Consider the following 16,330-nt stretch of genomic DNA (forward strand, 5'->3'; position numbering starts at 1 on the left):
GGTGGGCGGCCGTGGGGGGTGGGTTAGGCGGGGTAGGGGGTGGTGGCGCGGGCTTCGCGGAGGGGGCGGGACCACCAGGCCAGTTGGTCGAGGAGGGCGGTGGCCGCGGCGGGGGTGGTGGGGTCGAGGGGCTCACCAGTCGGGGTGGCGGGGTCGTCGGCCGGGGCGGCGGGGTTGGCGGTGGGGGTGAAGTCGGTTTCTTGGAAGGCGAGCGTGTCTCGGATGGGGACGGCGTGGAGTTCGCCGAAGACGAGGCGGAGTTGTTCGGCGGCGCGGAGGCCTCGGGAGCGGCCGCCGTAGACGACGAAGGCGACGGGTTTGGCGTACCAGGGGCGGCGGACCGCGTCGATCGCGGTCTTGAGGTCGCCGGGGTAGGCGTGGTTGTACTCGGCGGTGACGATGACGACTGCGTCGGCTTCGTCGATGCGGTCGGGGAGGTCGGTCAGCGGTACGGCGCTGAGGTCGATCAGGTCGGGTTTGAACTCGTCGTGCCGGTCGGCCTGGCGTTCGAACCACTCGGTGACCGTGGTGCCGAAGCGGCCGGGCTCGAGGTTGCGGGTGAGCACGGCGAGGCGGAGCGGGTGGACAGTCACGCCGGGTGACGCTAATACCTCAAGACGACTTGAGGTCAAGCTGCCGGGTACGGCGGCTCCGGCAGTCGGTACTGCCGACGCACCGGCGCCTTGCGCAGACCGACGATCGCCAGCACCACAGCCGCCGCGATGACAGCGCCGACCGACACAGCGTGCACGACCGTCAGGAGCGACCGCAGCAAGAGCAGTTCGAAGGCACAGCCCGCGGCGGCGACCAGCTCGAGCCAGAAGCCCGCCCGATGGCGCATCACGAGAGACCCGAGCGCGGACAGGGCAACCAGGAGGACGACGAGAACGGGAATGGCGGTGAAGATCACGATGTAGCCGTGCGGATCACACTGCGGCCCACAGGAGGAGTCGGCGGGCGAGGATGCGTCGACCAGCTGCAGGATCGCGGCCGCGCCCACCGCGATCGTCGCCACCACGTTGGCGATCCAGAGCTTCACGGCGTCCACTCTACGGAATCGCGCACTACTGCATACCTGAACTACTTTTGGAAATCCCCGGCACCAGATAAACTCAAGGATTTGTGGCTGCCATCAGGAATGTATTCCGGGGGCCAACAAAGACGCATTTTATCACAAGGGGTTTGAATTGCCGAATCCGGTCGATGCCGAACAAGTGCACCTCAGCACCTTCTACGCTGCGCTCGATCACGAGCGGGAGCGGACCGAGCGGCGTACCCAGGAAGAACTGCTGGTCAGCACGCGGAACGCGCAGGCGCTGAACCAGCGGGACGGGCGGATCCGTGACCTCGGCGTGCGGTTGGGGCGGCTGAACGCGGCCGAGGACGGGTTGTACTTCGGGCGGCTCGACGCGGCGGATGGCGAGGTGTTGCACATCGGCCGGCTCGGGTTGCATGACGCGGACTACGAGCCGCTGCTGATCGATTGGCGCGCTCCGGCCGCTCGCCCGTTCTACATCGCCACCGCGGTCGCGAACCAGGGCGTCGTACGGCGGCGCCACATCCAAACCCGGTTGCGCCGAGTCGTCGACGTACAGGACGAGCAACTCGACCTCGATCGGGAGGCCGCGGACGCGTCCAAACCGGGGACGGGAGTGATCGGCGAGGCCGTGCTGTTGAAGGCGCTGGATGCGCGCCGGACCGGCCGGATGGAGTCGATCGTGCAGACGATCCAGGCCGATCAGGACCGGATCATCCGCGCCGAACTGCCCGGAATCCTGGTGGTCCAGGGCGGTCCGGGCACCGGTAAGACCGCGATCGCGCTGCATCGCGCGGCCTATCTTCTGTACACCCATCGGGAACAGCTGGAAAAGCGCGGAATTCTGGTCGTCGGGCCGAATGCGGCATTCCTCAAGTTCATCGGACAGGTGCTGCCGTCACTCGGTGAAGACGGAGTTCGGCTGGTCACGATCGCCGAGCTCTACCCGGGCCTGACCGCGACCCGGCCGGAAGCTCCGGAGAGTGCCGAGGTGAAGGGCCGCACGGTGATGGCCGCGGTGATCGAGAAGGCGGTCGCCGACCGCCAGTGGGTCCCGGACCAGCCGATCGAGGTCCGAGTCGACCGGACCACGCTCACCCTCGACCCGGAGTTCGCCCGCACGACCCGCGATCGCGCGCGCCGCCGCAACCTGACGCACAACCAGGCGCGGCCGTTCTTCCTGACCGAGATCGTCGACGGCCTCACCAGCCAGTACGCCGACCTGATCGGCACCGATCCGCTCGACGGCGAGAACCTGCTCGACGAGTGGGATATCGCCGAGCTCCGCAAGGAGGTTCTCGCCGAGCCCGCGATCCAGGCGCTGCTCGACCAACTCTGGCCGCAACTCAGTCCGCAACAACTCCTCGAGGACCTGTACGGCGATGAGCGGCGCCTCGCGGAAGCCGCGCCCCAACTCAGTGTCCTCGACCGCGAACACCTCCTCCGGTACGGCGCCGACTGGAGCCCGGCCGACGTACCGCTGCTCGACGAGGCGGCCGAACTTCTCGGCGACGACGGTACTGAGGCGGCGAGGGAGCGCGCCGCCCGTGCCCGCGCAATCGCTTATGCACAAGGCGCTTTGGACGTGTTGTCCGGTTCGGGGTCGACCGACTTCGACGACGACGATGCGTCCGAGATGCTGACCGCGAAGGACATCCTCGACGCGCAGATGCTTGCCGAGCGCTACGAAGCCGATGACGACCGCACGCTGGCCGAGCGCGCGGGCGCGGATCGGCGCTGGACCTACGGCCACGTGATCGTTGACGAGGCGCAGGAACTCACCCCGATGGCCTGGCGGGCGATTGCGCGACGCTGCCCGCTGCGGTCGATGACCGTGGTCGGCGATGTTGCGCAGACCAGCGCGATCGGCGGCGGCACGAGCTGGTCCTCCGCACTCGGCGAGACCTTCGGCGACCGCTGGCGGCTGGCCGAGCTGACGCTCAACTACCGCACCCCGGCCGAAGTGATGGACCTCGCCAACGCCGTACTGCACGAGGTCGACCCGACTGCGAAGCCGCCGCGCTCAGTCCGCTCGACCGGCGTCCAGCCGTGGCACGCGGACGTCCCGCCGGCCGAACAGGCCTTGTACGTCTACAAGATGGCGTCCGAGGAGACCCAGTACGGCGAGGTCGGCGTGATCACGTCACGCAGCAGGCTCGAGCTGATCCAGGAGGCGGTCGACGGCCTGAGCGGCGTCACCGTGCTGACCGCGCGCGAGGCGAAAGGACTCGAGTTCGACTCGGTCCTGGTCGTCGACCCGGACGGCATCGTGATCGAATCCCCACGCGGACTCCGCGACCTGTACGTCGCTCTGACCCGCTGCACGCAGCGTCTCGGCGTGATCGGCGAACTCCCCGAGCTGCTCGCCGACCATGACTGGAATCAGTGATCGGCGCAGCACTTCTGCTGGTGCTGGAGTTCGAACGGAATCAACAGGTTGCCAGCGGCCGGCTGCAACTGCAGCACGAGCTGACCGTCCCGACGTACTGGGCGCAGGAAGTCGAGCGTGTCGACCAGTGCGTCGTCGGTGATCGGTAGACCGCCAACCGCTTCCAGGTGGTCGATTCCGCAACGACTGCGCAGTTCGGCCGCAGGTAGTACCCCGCGACCGCGCTCGTGTCCGGGCCAGCGGACGACGCGACCCGCCGTACCGAGTGCTGCTTCGACTGCGGCCACGTAGGCACCGCGGACGAGCTGGCTGGGTCCGGCGAGCTCCGGCTGGGACGCGCCCGGCCGGGTGATCGCCAGGCCCGCACCCCGATCCGCGACGGCTGCGCGGATCGGTTCGGCCAGGTCGGCGGCGCCGGCCAGCGACACCGCCACGTGCGGACGGTCGCCGCCCACGACCATGTGGGTGCAGGCGACGACCGGCTGGTCCACAGCCTCGAGCAGTTCGTACAGCAGGTGGTCGGCCGCGGCCGTGTCCCTGCTGTCCGCGTCGACGGCGACAATCACTTCGGCAGCACCCAGATCGGGTTCGTGTAGAACCACAGGTCGACCCACGGGTCCGCGTCGCCGACCACATCGAGAGCCGGCCCGGCCGGGTCGACCGCAGCACCGTGGTACCCGGCCTGACTGCGGTTCCCGTCGGTGCCGCGGACGCGGAGGTACGACGCTTCCTCGACCCGGCCCAGCGGGTAGACGAGTTCGAAGGTGCCGCGCTTGCCGGAGGTGTCCCACTGCCGGACGACCTTGGTCTTCGGCGCAGCGAAGGTGTCGCGGTCGGCGACCGGACCGGTCACCGCACCCTGGATCACGTCGACCCGGTTCAGCGACGGAACGAAGTTCGCCCAGTTCGGCATCGTCTGCGTGGTGATCCGGACAACCAGCTCGACCGGACGCCCCTTGCGAACCACGAGCGCGCCGCCCAGCGGTTCGCCGTACTGTGCTTGATTCCTTCCCCACCCCACCGCCCCGGTCTTGCCGACCTCACGAACCTCGACCTCGACGCCCTTGACGAGCATGCCGTGGTCGACCCAGACGCGGCCGTTGCGCAGACCTTCCATCACTGAGAGGTAGTCGCGACGGTCCGCGCCGACATGCGTGCGGCTGTAGAAGCCCGGCCAGAAGTCGCTGTTCGTGGCGAGCACCTGGTTGCCGTAGACCGGATCCATGTACCGGCCGTCGCGGTCGAACTGCTCCTGGCTGGAGCCGTCCGGGCGGCGGGCGGTCTCGTTCCAGTTGTTGTGGGAGTCGGAGTTCGCGCTGATCCACCACGGCTTGCCCTCGGCGAGCAGGCTGTCCCATAGACCGCCGACCGTCGCGGTCATCCAGTCGAAACCGCCCCAGGTGCGGTAGCTCTCCGGCGGGTACGCCGGGAACGAGTTCGCGTTCGGGGAGTTGCCGTAGATGCCGCGGGCACCGCCGGGGCCGATCCCCTTCGGCAGACCGCCGGCCTGGTGACCGGGTGCACCCTCGAAACCGACCGCGATCCGCGGGTCGGCGTCCCGCCAGTTGCGGATCTCGTGCGGGCTGTCGATGCCGTTGCGGGCCGGGTGGTTGGCCAGGAAGAGCGCGTCCGCGACCCGGCGCTTGTCGACCTGCTGACCGAGCCACTGGATGCCGGAGACCGCCAGGGCCTCGTTGACCGGCGTGTTCGCACCGGCGCCCTTCACGCTGCCGTCGTAGTTGTTCTCGAACTGCTTGAGAACCTCGACCTCACGGTTGCCCGGGGCAACGAAGATCGTGCCGTGCTCGGCGGCCGGGATGTTCCACTCCAGACCCTGGAAGATCAGGGTGTCGCGCAGCTCCGAGCGGGCGGCCTTGATCTGCGGGTTGACCAGGTCGACGCCGATCCGGGCGTGGGTCGCGCCGCCGTGGTCGGTGATGACGAGCCAGTCCAGCCCGTACGCCGCCGCGTGGCGCGCCTGGTCGATCACCCGGTACATGCCGTCGGAGCTGAACTGGGTGTGGATGTGGTGGTCACCGGCCAGCCAGACGTTCGGGCGGTTGCCGTGGCTGAAGGTCCAGCCGTCCTTCGGGGCGCTGGCCGCCGCGAACTGGGCGCCGGTGACCGCGAGGGCCGCCGTACCGCCGAGGATGCCGGCCGAGCGGAGCAGCCCGCGGCGGGAGACCTCGGTCGGGGTCAGGTCGCTGTCCGGCACCGACTCGTCGAGCGCGGCGAGCGTGGCCGCGTCCAGCTCGGTGTTGGGGTGGTGATGGTCGTGCGAGTGGTCGTGCCCGTGACCGTGGCCGTGCCCATGTCCGTGCCCATGACCGGCGCCGTGCGAGTGCCCCATCTTGCTTCCTCCTGACAAAGGGAAATCCGCCGGATCATCGCCCTCCCGGATGTCTTACGGGTGTTGCTCCGGTGAACCATTCGACGCACCTGCGACCCCGTCGCGACGCGGAATTCCGGGAAGTGGTCTAGTCAGGTTGTTGGCCCTCAGCGCCGCACGCTCGAAGAATGAGGACCGCCCCCACCATCGGCAGGAGGGTTCCCCGTCATGAAACCGTCCAGAGTGCTCGCCACGATCCTGGTGACGGCGAGCATCACCGCTGTCACCACCCCATCCGTCGCCCAAGCCACTGCCCAGGTATGGGCGGTGCGCGCCGCGACCCACGTCTTCCCTGATTCGCTGCCGGCTGACACAGGCGCCGGTACGACGCTCGCTCTCGACTCTGCTCGCAATGAGTTCGAGGCCGGCCAGGTCGTCATCCGCCGCGACCGCGCGTTCACGATCAAGCGGGTCAGCTTCAGCCCGCTCACCGCGGGATTCCGGCAGATCCCGCCGTCCGAGCTGAGCTACAACTTCGTCAAGTTCACCCCGCTCAACCACAACTCGGTCTTCGGTGGCAACCAGTACGTCTACGCCCCGAGTCGCCCTGCCCCCGACGACTTCCCGGACGGCCTGTCCAACGACCGCTCGACCACGGTCCCGGCGAACAAGACCCAGCCGATCTGGGTCCGCGTCCACATCCCGAAGTACGTCGCCGGCGGGGTCTACCGCGGTACGGTCCGGATCGAAACCGACCGTGGTACCGAGACCATCCCGCTCTCGGTGAACGTCCGGCCGGTGACGATCCCGGACGCGAAGGACAGCGGTTTCACCGACGTCGAGTGGACGCTGTTCTTCGGCACGGTCTCGCACCAGCCACCGCCCAGCGGTGTCGAGACGATGCTCGCCAATTACGGCTTCTCCCCGTTCACCCCGAAATGGTGGAAGCTGATGGAGGACTACGCGGACCTGCGCCGCGACTACCGCAACAACAACCTGACGCTGCCGATGAACACGTTGCTGCTGGCCGGCAACACGACAGTCGATGCCGACGGCAAGGTTCACTTCGACTGGTCGAAGGTCGACCAGGTGGTGAAGTTCTTCACCGACCGCGGCACGGTCAGCCGACTCGAGGGCTTCTGGGTGAACGGCGGCCCCGGCTACTGGACCACCTGGGACGTCGAGACGCTGGCGCGCGACGCCGACGGGAAGACCGTGAAGAAGTACGTCCCCTACACGTCGGCCGAGGCGGACGACTTCATCCAGCAGTACGTCGGGGCGTTGCGTGATCACGTGCGGGCCAGGGGCTGGGCGGACAAGTGGTGGATGCATATCGGTGATGAGCCGCAGGGCGCTTCGGGCCGCGACGGTTGGAACGGCATCTTCGACAAGGTGAAGGCCGTCTGGCCGGACGTGAAGATCGGCGACGCCACCTTCCACGACCCGGTCGCTTCCGAGGTGGCCGAGCGTGAGGACATCCTGATCCCGAACCTGCTCAACTACGAGTCGAACCCGAAGACCTTCGACGCGGAACGGGCCAAGGGCAAGGATCTCTGGCTCTACAACTGCAACATCCCGACGCTGGGCTTCCTCAATCGCTTCATCGACCAGCCCGAGTACTACCAGCGACTGATCGGCTGGCTGGCCGCAGCCCGCGGCGCCAACGGGCACCTGCACTGGGCCTTCAACAACTGGAACATCTCGATGGACGACCAGGACGTCAAGGGTGACTTCTGGGTGGTCAACCCGGATCAGAAGCACAAGAACCTGCTGGAGCGGACGATCCGGCTCGAGTCGATGCGGGACGGGATCGAGGACTGGGAGGTCGTCGAGATCCTGAAGAAGACACATCCGGACTTGGCCACCGACCTGGCAATTGCGCTGGCCAGCAAGCCGGGCACCTTCACCGGCGACGTCACCTACCTGGAGCGGATCCGCGGCCTGGTGCTGGATGCGGCCGCGGGCAAGCCGCTTGCCGCGCGCGATCTGGCAGCGACGATCAAGACCGGTGGCTCGGCTGACCTCGGTTCGCAGCACCAGGTCGACGGCGTGTACCTGAAGTGGGGTGCCACGCATCCGGCCGAGTACACGATCCAGACGTCGTACGACGCTGTGACCTGGGTCGATGCGGGTCGGCGGACGAAGGCGAACGGTGGCGAGGACTTCGTCGGGCTGAACGCTAAGGCGCGGTACGTCCGGCTGAAGGCGCCGGCGGACGGGCTGCTCACGTTCAAGGTCGCCGGAGCGCCGCTACCGCGGGAGAACCTGGTTGGTGGGCTCGCTTACAAGAAGTCGTGGGAGCCGCCAAAGGGGTTCCCGGACTCGAGCGAGCGCGAGTCGACCGACGGCGTGATCTCGGACAACTTCGGTGATGGTCGCCCGTACGTGATCCAGGGCGGTGCCGGGGAGACGAAGTCGTTCGATATCAGCTTCGACTTCGGGAGTCGCAAGACCGTCCGCGCGGTCGACGTCCAGGGGTACGTCGAGTACTCGGGCTACCGTCCCGACACCGTGCGCGTGCTGACCAGCGACGACGGTTCCAACTGGACCGATCGCGGTCCGGTGGTGACCCGGCCGAACGATGCCTCGGGCAACCGTTTCGAGGTGCGCTTCGCGCCGGTCCGGGCGCAGCACGTCAAGGTCGCCTTCACCCGGACCTTCATCCCGTCGGCCGACGGGGTATTTCTGGACGACATCGAGGTGTACTGAGATGGGCGGACCTGCGCCACTGTCCAACCCTCTTCTCAGCCACTCCGGCAGGACGCGCTGAGCGTGAGTCGGACGGGCCGAGCAGAGTTGGTGAGTGGGGGCGGTCCGCATCTACGCAGTACGGCGATACAAGATCTTGGTGCTGACTGTTTCAAACCCGAGCCGGGCGTAGATTCGCTCGGCACCGGTGAGGTTCGCGGAATCGACGCCGAGGCCGGCTCGCTCGAAGCCGGCCTCGGCACCGGCCTGCAGCACTGCGGAAACCGCCGTGGTGCCCAGGCCGCGGCCGCGATCCTCGCGGCGGGTACCGACCTGACCGATCCACAGCTCGCGGACGCCGGTGGCCTCGGTATCGGCGTCGAACTCATAGGCCAGCGCGTACGACGCGATCCGGTCCTCGTCGACGATCAGGCGCGAGTGGTCGGCGCGGAACGCGCGGTGGCCGGTGAACCAGGTCCGCCAGTCGTCCTCGGTCTTCGGCTCGGTCCCCCAGTGGTCGGCGAAGATCTCGTTGTGCGCGAGGCGGAGGCGCTCGTCGTACTCGGGGGTGAACGCGACGGACTGCTGCTCGACGGGCGGGAGCGGGGCGTCGTCGTATGGGCGTTGCATGACGATGAAGTAGCGGATCGGGTCGAAGCCTCGGGACACGGCGAGGGCCTCGGCGCCGGTGTTGATGCTCTGGACCTCGAGGTCGAACGTCGGTCCGGTGGTCAGCGCCCAGTCGAGGAGTTCAGAGCCGAGACCCTGACGGCGATGGTCGGGATGGATGCCGCCCTTGAAGACGTCGTCGACGAGGCCGTAGCCGACGAGGCGATCATCGCGCCAGAGACCACGGGTGTGCTTGGCCGCGGTGACCGCGGCCTCGATGTCGGCCGGGGCGACGTACTCGCCGCTGTTGTCGGCGGCGGCGATCGCGTTGGCGACCTCGACGATTGCTTTGGTGTGCTCGGGCGTCAGGGCACTGTCCATGGCAGCACTCTAAACAAAAACGTCCGCACCGGACTGGGGAGGCCGGTGCGGACGGTGAAAGGAATTCAGTCATCAGGCGCATTTGATAGTGAGAAAGTGCGGCGGCAAGTGAGGAGCAGAACGCCAACGCTCACTTGCCGCCGAAACCGAAGTCTTCGTGGTCGAGGTGAGGTTCTCGGCCGGCCGTCGTCCGGGTGGGTTGTCTGGTGAGAAACGGAGACGAAAGACTTCGGAAGAATCTTCTCAGCGGGGTGCTACATCCCACATGCGCTCGCCGGGCAGGGGGTCGGGGAGCCGGTCGACGGCGGGCATCGGGTCGTTGGTGACCCGCAGTCCGGCGAAACGACGGCTCATGGCGTGGGCGTACCGCTCGGCCAACGCCGGCTCGGCGTTGTAGTCGGCGATCACGTGCTCACCGAACCAGACCCGCACGCGACGGCGCTCGATGGTCTGGGTGGCGGTGGCGGTTGTCACTGGTCCTCCTGGCAAATTCTCGCGATGGTCGGCAAGGGCCCTCTTTTTGTGACCCAGCGCGGGCGAGCGCGGTGACGATGCGCCGTAGGTGTTCACCGTCACATCAGATGCAACGGAGCATCAGAGCCGGAGGTCACGCACCGATCTCGATTTCTCCGACTCCGGGCAAACTTTTTCGGACCAGCCGGACTCGCATTGTTCGAGCACGTTTTCGACTGTCGCGCTATTTACCCGAATGGCCCGCGTACGGAGACGCCGCCGTCCAGGACCAGCTGCTGCCCGGTCGTGTACGCCGAAGCGTCGGAAGCGAGGTGGACGACAGCGGCCGCGACTTCTTCGGAGCGGCCGTAGCGGCCGAGGGGGATCTCGTCGACCCATTCATCGGTCGGGGCCGTATTGACGGCGGTCGCGATCGCGCCGGCCGCGGCGACATTCATCCGGATGCCATTGGCGGCGTACTCGGCGGCGACCGTGCGGGCCAGGCTGAGGATGCCGGCCTTCATCACGCCGTACGCCGCTTGCTCGGGCGCGGCCATGAATCCGGTCACCGAGCCGACGCTCACGATCGAGCCACCGGTGCCCTGCTCGAGGAAGACCCGCAGGGCGGTCCGGACCGCGCGGGCGACGTACCGGAGGTTGACCTCGTAGATGGTGTCCCAGTCCTCGTCGGCCATCTCGTGCAGCTTCACCGCGGGGACGAACGCGACCTGCCCGCCGACAACCGTGACCAGGATGTCGAGTCCGCCGAGGCTCTCCACCGCTGCGGTGACCATGGCTTCGAGGTCGGCGAGTGAGCGCACGTCACCGCTCACCGGGTACGCCGTACCCCCGGACGCGCGGACCTGGTCAGCGGCCTCGGCTGCTCGGGCCGGGTCGAGATCCGCGATCACGACCGCGGCTCCTTCGGCACCGAACAGGTTGGTGACTGCGCGGCCGATTCCCGCTCCGCCGCCACCGATGACCAGGGCTCGCTTCCCACTCAGCTGCATGACCGCGACGGTAGACCACGGTGGGGGCTGGATTCATAGGGTTTCCTCAGGGAACGACACGCCGAGCTGTCGGAACGACTCCGTACGCTGGATCTCGTGACCATCGAAGACGAGGAAACCCAGGCCCTCGCGCTGCGCAGGCCGGCAGCGGACGGGGTTGTGGGATCGCCTGCCCCGGTCGAGCCGACGGCCTTCGCCGCCGTGCAGACCGAGCACTTGATCGGTGATGTCGGGGACGCGCTGCGCTTGCTCGACGCGGTCGAGCGAGTGCGTGGCCATGCTCATCCGCTCATCCTCGGCCTGCAGGACGCGGTCGGTTTGAAGATGCCGGCCGCGCTGGTGCTGAGCGCTATTGCGAACGGGCGGAGTACTGCGGAGGGCGTCGCGGAGCAGATAGGTACCACTACGGCTGAGGCCGAGCTGGCTATTTCGGACCTGGCCGCTTTGGGCATGGTTCGGAGTGGTCGGCAGGTCGTGGTCACTGCGCTGGGGCAGGCCCGCCTGTCCCAGCTGGACGGTCTGACCGTCCGCGTCCTCGATGTCGTCACCGGCATCCTCGGGCCGGACGACGCTGCCCATCTGGTCCGGCTGCTGCACACGGTGGCCGACGGTCTGGAGTCGGCCGCGGTCAGCTCCGGTCCCAGCCAGGCACTGCCTAACGTGCTGCTGCAGAACTAGAGGTTTTAGGTTCCGGGGATCGGGTCGTTGTATTTGCCGAGCTGACCGCGGTAGAGCGAGTCGCCGCGGTAGGGCCACGAGTACGCCGTACAGCCGTGCAAGCCGAGTGTCTGCTGCTGCATGACGGGTGCGGGCTGGCCGGTACCCGGGCAGAGTTGGTGGGCGTAGCCGAGGCGGTGTCCGGTCTCGTGGTTGACCATGTATTGGCGGTAGGTGGTGAGTGAGGCGCCGTAGTTCGGGACGCCGTGCACCCAGCGGGCGATATTGAGCACGACTCGGTCGCCGATCCGGCAGCTCGTGTAGCGGTCCGGTGCGTAGCCGCAGTACGTGTCGCGGGTCTCGGGTGTGACGAACATCAGCCGGAAGTCGCTCTGCTCCCCCGGGCCGACCTGCTCGAACCGGAACTTGCCGCCTGCGGTCCAGCCCTGCTGGGCGCCGTAGGTGTCGCGGACGAACCTGGCTAGGGCGGTCTGGTCGATGCCCTTGATGCCGCCTTCCATGGCGATCTGGAACTTGAGCAGCTGACCCGCGGTGCCGATCACGCGGTGGTCGGGGTCGGCCGGGAGCACGGTGAAGTTGACGGTGCCTCGTTGCGGGTAGGTGATCGCCGCGGCGGGCCGGTCGGGCGCCTTGGACGACTGTTCGTTCTCAGCCGGTGCCTGGGATGACTGAGCCGGTGCCGGTTTGTCGCCAGGGTCGCCCTTCGGCGGCTGCGCCGCGGTCCGCGCGGGTGTCTCGGCGGCCGGCCGCCCGGGTTTGCCACCGCGCTCGAACGGGCTGGCCGGGAGCTGGAAGAGCACCCCGGCGCCGACGACCGCCACTGCGGCGAGTCCGGCGATCCTGACAGCAGTCCAGCGGCGCATCCGGTCCCTCTCCTCACGACACCCCGGCGGGCATCCAGTCACCTCTACTTGCCTGCAGGCGCCGGAACCCTTCTCGCCACCTCCCCGGTTCTAATACGACCGTGCTAGATTCGACCTGGAAAAAGCACGCTCGTATCACAAAGGAGAAGCTCCGATGAGACGCTGGACCGCGGCCCTCGCCACCGCGACCCTCCTCACCGCCGGAACCCCCGCGCTCACTGCCTGGGCGGCACCCACCCAGCACCCGACCGGCAACCGCGGTGGGCTGCTGACCGCCGACCTCAACCGCGGCGGGTTGCCGGCCGAGGGAGTCCACCGCACCAGCCTGCTCGCCGCGGATACCAACCTGCTCACCGCGCGCGTCAACCGCGACACGTTGCTCACCGCGGACGTCGACCGCGACGGGCGGCTGACCGCGGCCGACGCTGCGGGTCGGGACACGTGGACCGACAAGCGCGGCGCGATCTTCCTGCCCAACCTCGACGACGACGAACGCCGCTGCACCGTCGCCCCGGCCGACCTGGATGCGCCCGGCCGAGCGGTCGACGACATACTCGCCGCCTGCAACGACGCGGCCGACGACCGCATCAACGGCCCCCGCGACGCCGCCGATCTCGCCCCGCTGAAGATCGATGCCCTACGCAACATCTCGTCAGCCGCGACAGGAACCCTGACACTCAGCCCGGCGAACAAGGCGCGCATCTTCGCCGAAGGCGAGTCAGCGCACGGCGCAGGCAACCTCGTCAACGGCGAGGCGATGCATGGGGGCAACACCATCGTCAACGGCGGGCCGACGCATCTGGGCAGCGCCCCCGTCAACGGCGGGGCGGCGCAGGTGGATGGCGCCTTGGCCAGCAGCGGGGCGAGGGGTGGGGGCGGCGACCTCGTGGGCGCACGTCCTGTCGGCGTCTTGTCCGCGACTCAGTTGCGGCGGGGCGTTCGGCTTGGGTTGGAAGGGCGGGATGTGGTTCGTGATCCGGCTCGGTGGGATGGGCGGATTACGGTCACGTTGACCGTGCGGGATCGCGGTCGCGACACGACTGACGTCGTACAGCTGCGGGTGGCTCCGTTGATGTTGCAGAACGACTTGCAGCCGGCTCGGACCGTGCTCGCCGGCCGGCCGAACACCGGACCAGGGTGGTGGGGCGGATCGGCGCCGTACCAGGACGGGGTGCCGGGTGAGTGGGAGCCGTTTGCTCGGACGTTGCGGGCGGCGTCTGCGTCGGCCGGGGCACGAGTGAAGTTCGTGACCGGTACGGCGGACGGCTGGAAGGACATGTGGTTGCAGGACACGTTCGAGCCGGCGACCGCGAGCATGCCGGCCGTCGGTGGACCCCACACGATGCGGATTCTGATTCGGTCCGGGAATGTCTGGGACTTCGACGGAGTCGCCACTCCGCGACCCGCGGGCCGACTGATCTACCGCGACCTGCGCGGCCCGGATGTCGGTGTCGTCCAAGAGCTCGCCACGAAAGCATCACCGGGTCTCGACGACCTGCTGAACATGGGCGGCAACCTGGAAACCCTCCCGCCGTACGACGGTTATCCACAGGGCAGGATCGTGTACGGCGCGGGCGAGCGGCACCCCGATCCGGCGTACCTGAGGATGGTCACGGGTCAGGGCTACCAGCCGCCGGTGGTGATCGACACCTCGTGGCTGATGGTCGGGCATGCCGACGAGACCACGCATGTCGTCCGAGCGAACAACGCGCGCGGGTGGACGCTCGCGGTCGCCGATCCGCGGCTCGCGGCACAACTCCTGCGCGACGTGCAGAAGCGCGGCGGCGGCAACCAGCGCCTCTTCGCCGACACCAACTCCACCTCGAAGCCGACAGTCGATTCGCTCCTCACCGAATTGGCCGACAACGAGGCCGCCGCTCAGCACATCGACAAGCAGCTCGCGATTCTGCTCAAGGCGACCGGTCTGCGACCCGATGAGCTCGTCCGGCTCCCCGTGTTCTTCGACCGCGTTCCCGAGTACGGCCTGCTGAAGGCGCTCACGCCGGGGCTCGTGAACGGACTCTCGCTCACCGATCGACAGTTCGCCGTACCGGATCCGCACGGTCCGAAGCTCAACGGTCGTGATGTCTTCCGGCAGTCGGCTGAGCGAGCGCTAGCGCTCAACGGCGTCCGGGTGCACTGGGTCGAGAACTTCTTCTGGTCGCATCTGGGCGGCGGCGAGGTGCACTGCGCGACGAACGCACTCCGCGACGTCTCCGGCGCCACCCCGTGGTGGTCGTGATGGCTGCCGCCACCTGGTGAGACCGACTGGCAGGAACAGGACAGGATTCGCGACCCCAGCGAACTTTTCGCGGAGTCAGCGAATCGTAGGGCTGGACGCGGTTCGGGGCCGCGTCCATTGCCCTGTCGCCGGTTGATGAGTGGAGCCCATGTCCTCGAGAAGCAAAGCTGGGTCCCGCGCACGTCGGGCGAAGCGTCGCGAGCGGTCCGGGATCAGTGCGCTCGCGCTGGCGATCGTGGGGGTGCTGCTACCAGGGCTCGGCTACCTCCTGGCCGGGCGGCGACGCCTCGGAACCGTGCTGGTCACACTCAGCCTCACCCTGTACGGCGCCGCCGCGTACCTGGCGCTCGCCCGTCGCGACGATGTGATCACGTGGGCACTGAACCCCGACGTACTGCTGCTGATGGTGGTCGCCCTCGGCGTGATCGCGCTGTACTGGGTCACGGTCCTCGTCACGTCGTACAAGATGCTCCGACCGCTGACGGCAGGACCGGGTGCGCGACTGGCGGGGTCGGCGGTGATCGGGCTGGTCTGTTTCGGGATGGCGTCGAGTACGGCGCTCGGCGCGCAGACGCTGATGGCGCAACGGCAGCTCGTGGAGAAGGTGTTCTCCGGTGAGCAGTCGAAGAGTCAGACCCGGCCGAAGATCAACAACACCAAGGACCCGTGGGCCCAGTTCCCCCGCCTGAACATCCTGCTCCTCGGCGCCGACGACGGCGAAGGCCGCGACAACACCCGGACCGACTCGGTGATGATCGCGAGTATCGACACCCGCACCGGGAAGACGGCCTTGATCTCGCTGGCCCGGAACTGGATGCGGATGCCGTTCCCGGACGGAACCGCTCTGCACAAGGAATTCCCGACCGGCTTCTGGGATCCCAACGGTCTGAAGGAACAGCCGAACTACTACCTCGATGCGATGTACCGAATGGTCCCCGCCGAGCACCGCGACCTGATCGGTCCCTCGGACAACCCGGGCGCCGACGTACTGAAGATGTCGGTCAGCGAAGCCCTCGGCCTGAAGCTGCACTACTACGTGCAGGTGAACCTGGCCGGCTTCGCCCAGCTCGTCGAGGCCCTCGGCGGCATCACCGTCAACATCAACTACAAGGTCCCCGTCGGCGGCAACGACGACAAGAAGATCCCCCCGAGCCGCTACCTCGACCCCGGCCCGAACCGGCACCTCAACGGCACCGACGCCCTCTGGTTCGCCCGCGGCCGCTACAAGGTCCAGGGCGCCGACGTCGCCCGCCAGGCCCGCCAGCGCTGCACCGTCAAAGCCATCGTCGAACGCGCCACTCCGCAGAACGTCCTGGCCAACTACCTCGACCTGGCCAAGGCCGGCGAGAGCCTGATCCGCACCGACATCCCGCAAACCATCCTGCCCGCCTTCGTCACCCTCGGCCAGCGGATCAAGAACGGCGCCATCACCAACATCGACCTCGACAAGAAAAAGAACTACCCCAGCGGCCGCAACCCCAACTACGCGGCGATGCGCCAACTGATCCAGCAACACCTCAACCCACCAACCAAGCCCGCACCCCCCAAACCCACCGCACCCAAGCCGACCGCCCCCGCCACCCGCAAACCCACCCCCAAACCAACCACCCCCGACCTCGCCGAAGCCTGCGCCTACAACCCGACCGGCTGAG

General features: G+C 68.0%; 13 protein-coding genes. 5 read left to right on the plus strand and 8 right to left on the minus strand.

Annotated features, from left to right (window positions below; all coding sequences use genetic code 11):
- Window positions 1-23: 23 nt before the first annotated feature.
- Window positions 24-593 carry an NADPH-dependent FMN reductase gene (locus ABD231_RS31770; RefSeq protein WP_344160208.1) on the minus strand — a complete coding sequence of 190 codons (570 nt, stop codon included), beginning with the start codon at window positions 591-593 and terminating at the stop codon, window positions 24-26.
- A 35-nt stretch (window positions 594-628) separates the two neighbouring features.
- A complete protein-coding gene (locus ABD231_RS31775; protein WP_344160211.1) occupies window positions 629-1,039 on the minus strand; it encodes a hypothetical protein in 411 nt (136 codons plus the stop codon).
- Between the two features lie 148 nt (window positions 1,040-1,187).
- On the opposite strand from ABD231_RS31775, the gene ABD231_RS31780 reads away from it, so the two are divergent.
- On the plus strand, window positions 1,188-3,425 hold the full coding sequence (locus ABD231_RS31780; protein ID WP_344160213.1) for a HelD family protein: 2,238 nt from the start codon (window positions 1,188-1,190) through the stop codon (window positions 3,423-3,425).
- Here ABD231_RS31780 and ABD231_RS31785 read toward each other — a convergent pair.
- Together ABD231_RS31785 and ABD231_RS31790 are read right to left on the minus strand one after the other, a co-directional pair.
- Window positions 3,419-3,991 carry a hypothetical protein gene (locus ABD231_RS31785; RefSeq protein ID WP_344160215.1) on the minus strand — a complete coding sequence of 191 codons (573 nt, stop codon included), beginning with the start codon at window positions 3,989-3,991 and terminating at the stop codon, window positions 3,419-3,421. The two genes, ABD231_RS31780 and ABD231_RS31785, sit on opposite strands and share 7 nt — an antisense overlap.
- Complete coding sequence (locus tag ABD231_RS31790) at window positions 3,988-5,775, minus strand: PHP domain-containing protein (protein WP_344160218.1); 1,788 nt, start codon at window positions 5,773-5,775, stop codon at window positions 3,988-3,990. The genes ABD231_RS31785 and ABD231_RS31790 overlap by 4 nt, the downstream gene beginning before the upstream one ends.
- Window positions 5,776-5,982: 207 nt before the next feature.
- On the opposite strand from ABD231_RS31790, the gene ABD231_RS31795 reads away from it, so the two are divergent.
- Window positions 5,983-8,463, plus strand: coding sequence for a glycoside hydrolase domain-containing protein (locus ABD231_RS31795; protein WP_344160221.1), 2,481 nt, complete (start codon window positions 5,983-5,985; stop codon window positions 8,461-8,463).
- Window positions 8,464-8,574: 111 nt separating this feature from the next.
- Here ABD231_RS31795 and ABD231_RS31800 read toward each other — a convergent pair whose 3' ends face one another.
- The 3 genes from ABD231_RS31800 to ABD231_RS31810 all read right to left on the minus strand — a co-directional run bounded on the left by ABD231_RS31800 (window position 8,575) and on the right by ABD231_RS31810 (window position 10,895).
- The gene (locus tag ABD231_RS31800) at window positions 8,575-9,432 is read right to left on the minus strand and encodes a GNAT family N-acetyltransferase (RefSeq protein WP_344160223.1); all 858 of its coding nucleotides are present in this window, start codon (window positions 9,430-9,432) and stop codon (window positions 8,575-8,577) included.
- A gap of 243 nt (window positions 9,433-9,675) precedes the next feature.
- Entirely contained in the window at window positions 9,676-9,906 is a 231-nt protein-coding gene (locus tag ABD231_RS31805; RefSeq protein ID WP_132413983.1) for a hypothetical protein, read from the minus strand.
- A 227-nt stretch (window positions 9,907-10,133) separates the two neighbouring features.
- Window positions 10,134-10,895, minus strand: a complete 762-nt coding sequence (locus tag ABD231_RS31810; RefSeq protein ID WP_344160229.1) for an SDR family NAD(P)-dependent oxidoreductase — start codon at window positions 10,893-10,895, stop codon at window positions 10,134-10,136.
- Between the two features lie 96 nt (window positions 10,896-10,991).
- On the opposite strand from ABD231_RS31810, the gene ABD231_RS31815 reads away from it, so the two are divergent.
- A complete protein-coding gene (locus ABD231_RS31815; RefSeq protein WP_344160232.1) occupies window positions 10,992-11,573 on the plus strand; it encodes a MarR family transcriptional regulator in 582 nt (193 codons plus the stop codon).
- Between the two features lie 5 nt (window positions 11,574-11,578).
- Here ABD231_RS31815 and ABD231_RS31820 read toward each other — a convergent pair whose 3' ends face one another.
- Window positions 11,579-12,436: a DUF3152 domain-containing protein gene (locus ABD231_RS31820; RefSeq protein WP_344160235.1), complete on the minus strand. Its 858-nt coding sequence runs from the start codon at window positions 12,434-12,436 to the stop codon at window positions 11,579-11,581.
- Between the two features lie 154 nt (window positions 12,437-12,590).
- On the opposite strand from ABD231_RS31820, the gene ABD231_RS31825 reads away from it, so the two are divergent.
- Window positions 12,591-14,678, plus strand: a complete 2,088-nt coding sequence (locus ABD231_RS31825; protein WP_344160238.1) for a protein-arginine deiminase family protein — start codon at window positions 12,591-12,593, stop codon at window positions 14,676-14,678.
- A gap of 148 nt (window positions 14,679-14,826) precedes the next feature.
- Window positions 14,827-16,329, plus strand: a complete 1,503-nt coding sequence (locus ABD231_RS31830; RefSeq protein WP_344160241.1) for an LCP family protein — start codon at window positions 14,827-14,829, stop codon at window positions 16,327-16,329.
- Window position 16,330: the final 1 nt, after the last annotated feature.

Origin of the sequence: Kribbella yunnanensis, from assembly GCF_039529655.1 — a bacterium.
Classification (GTDB): domain Bacteria; phylum Actinomycetota; class Actinomycetes; order Propionibacteriales; family Kribbellaceae; genus Kribbella; species Kribbella yunnanensis.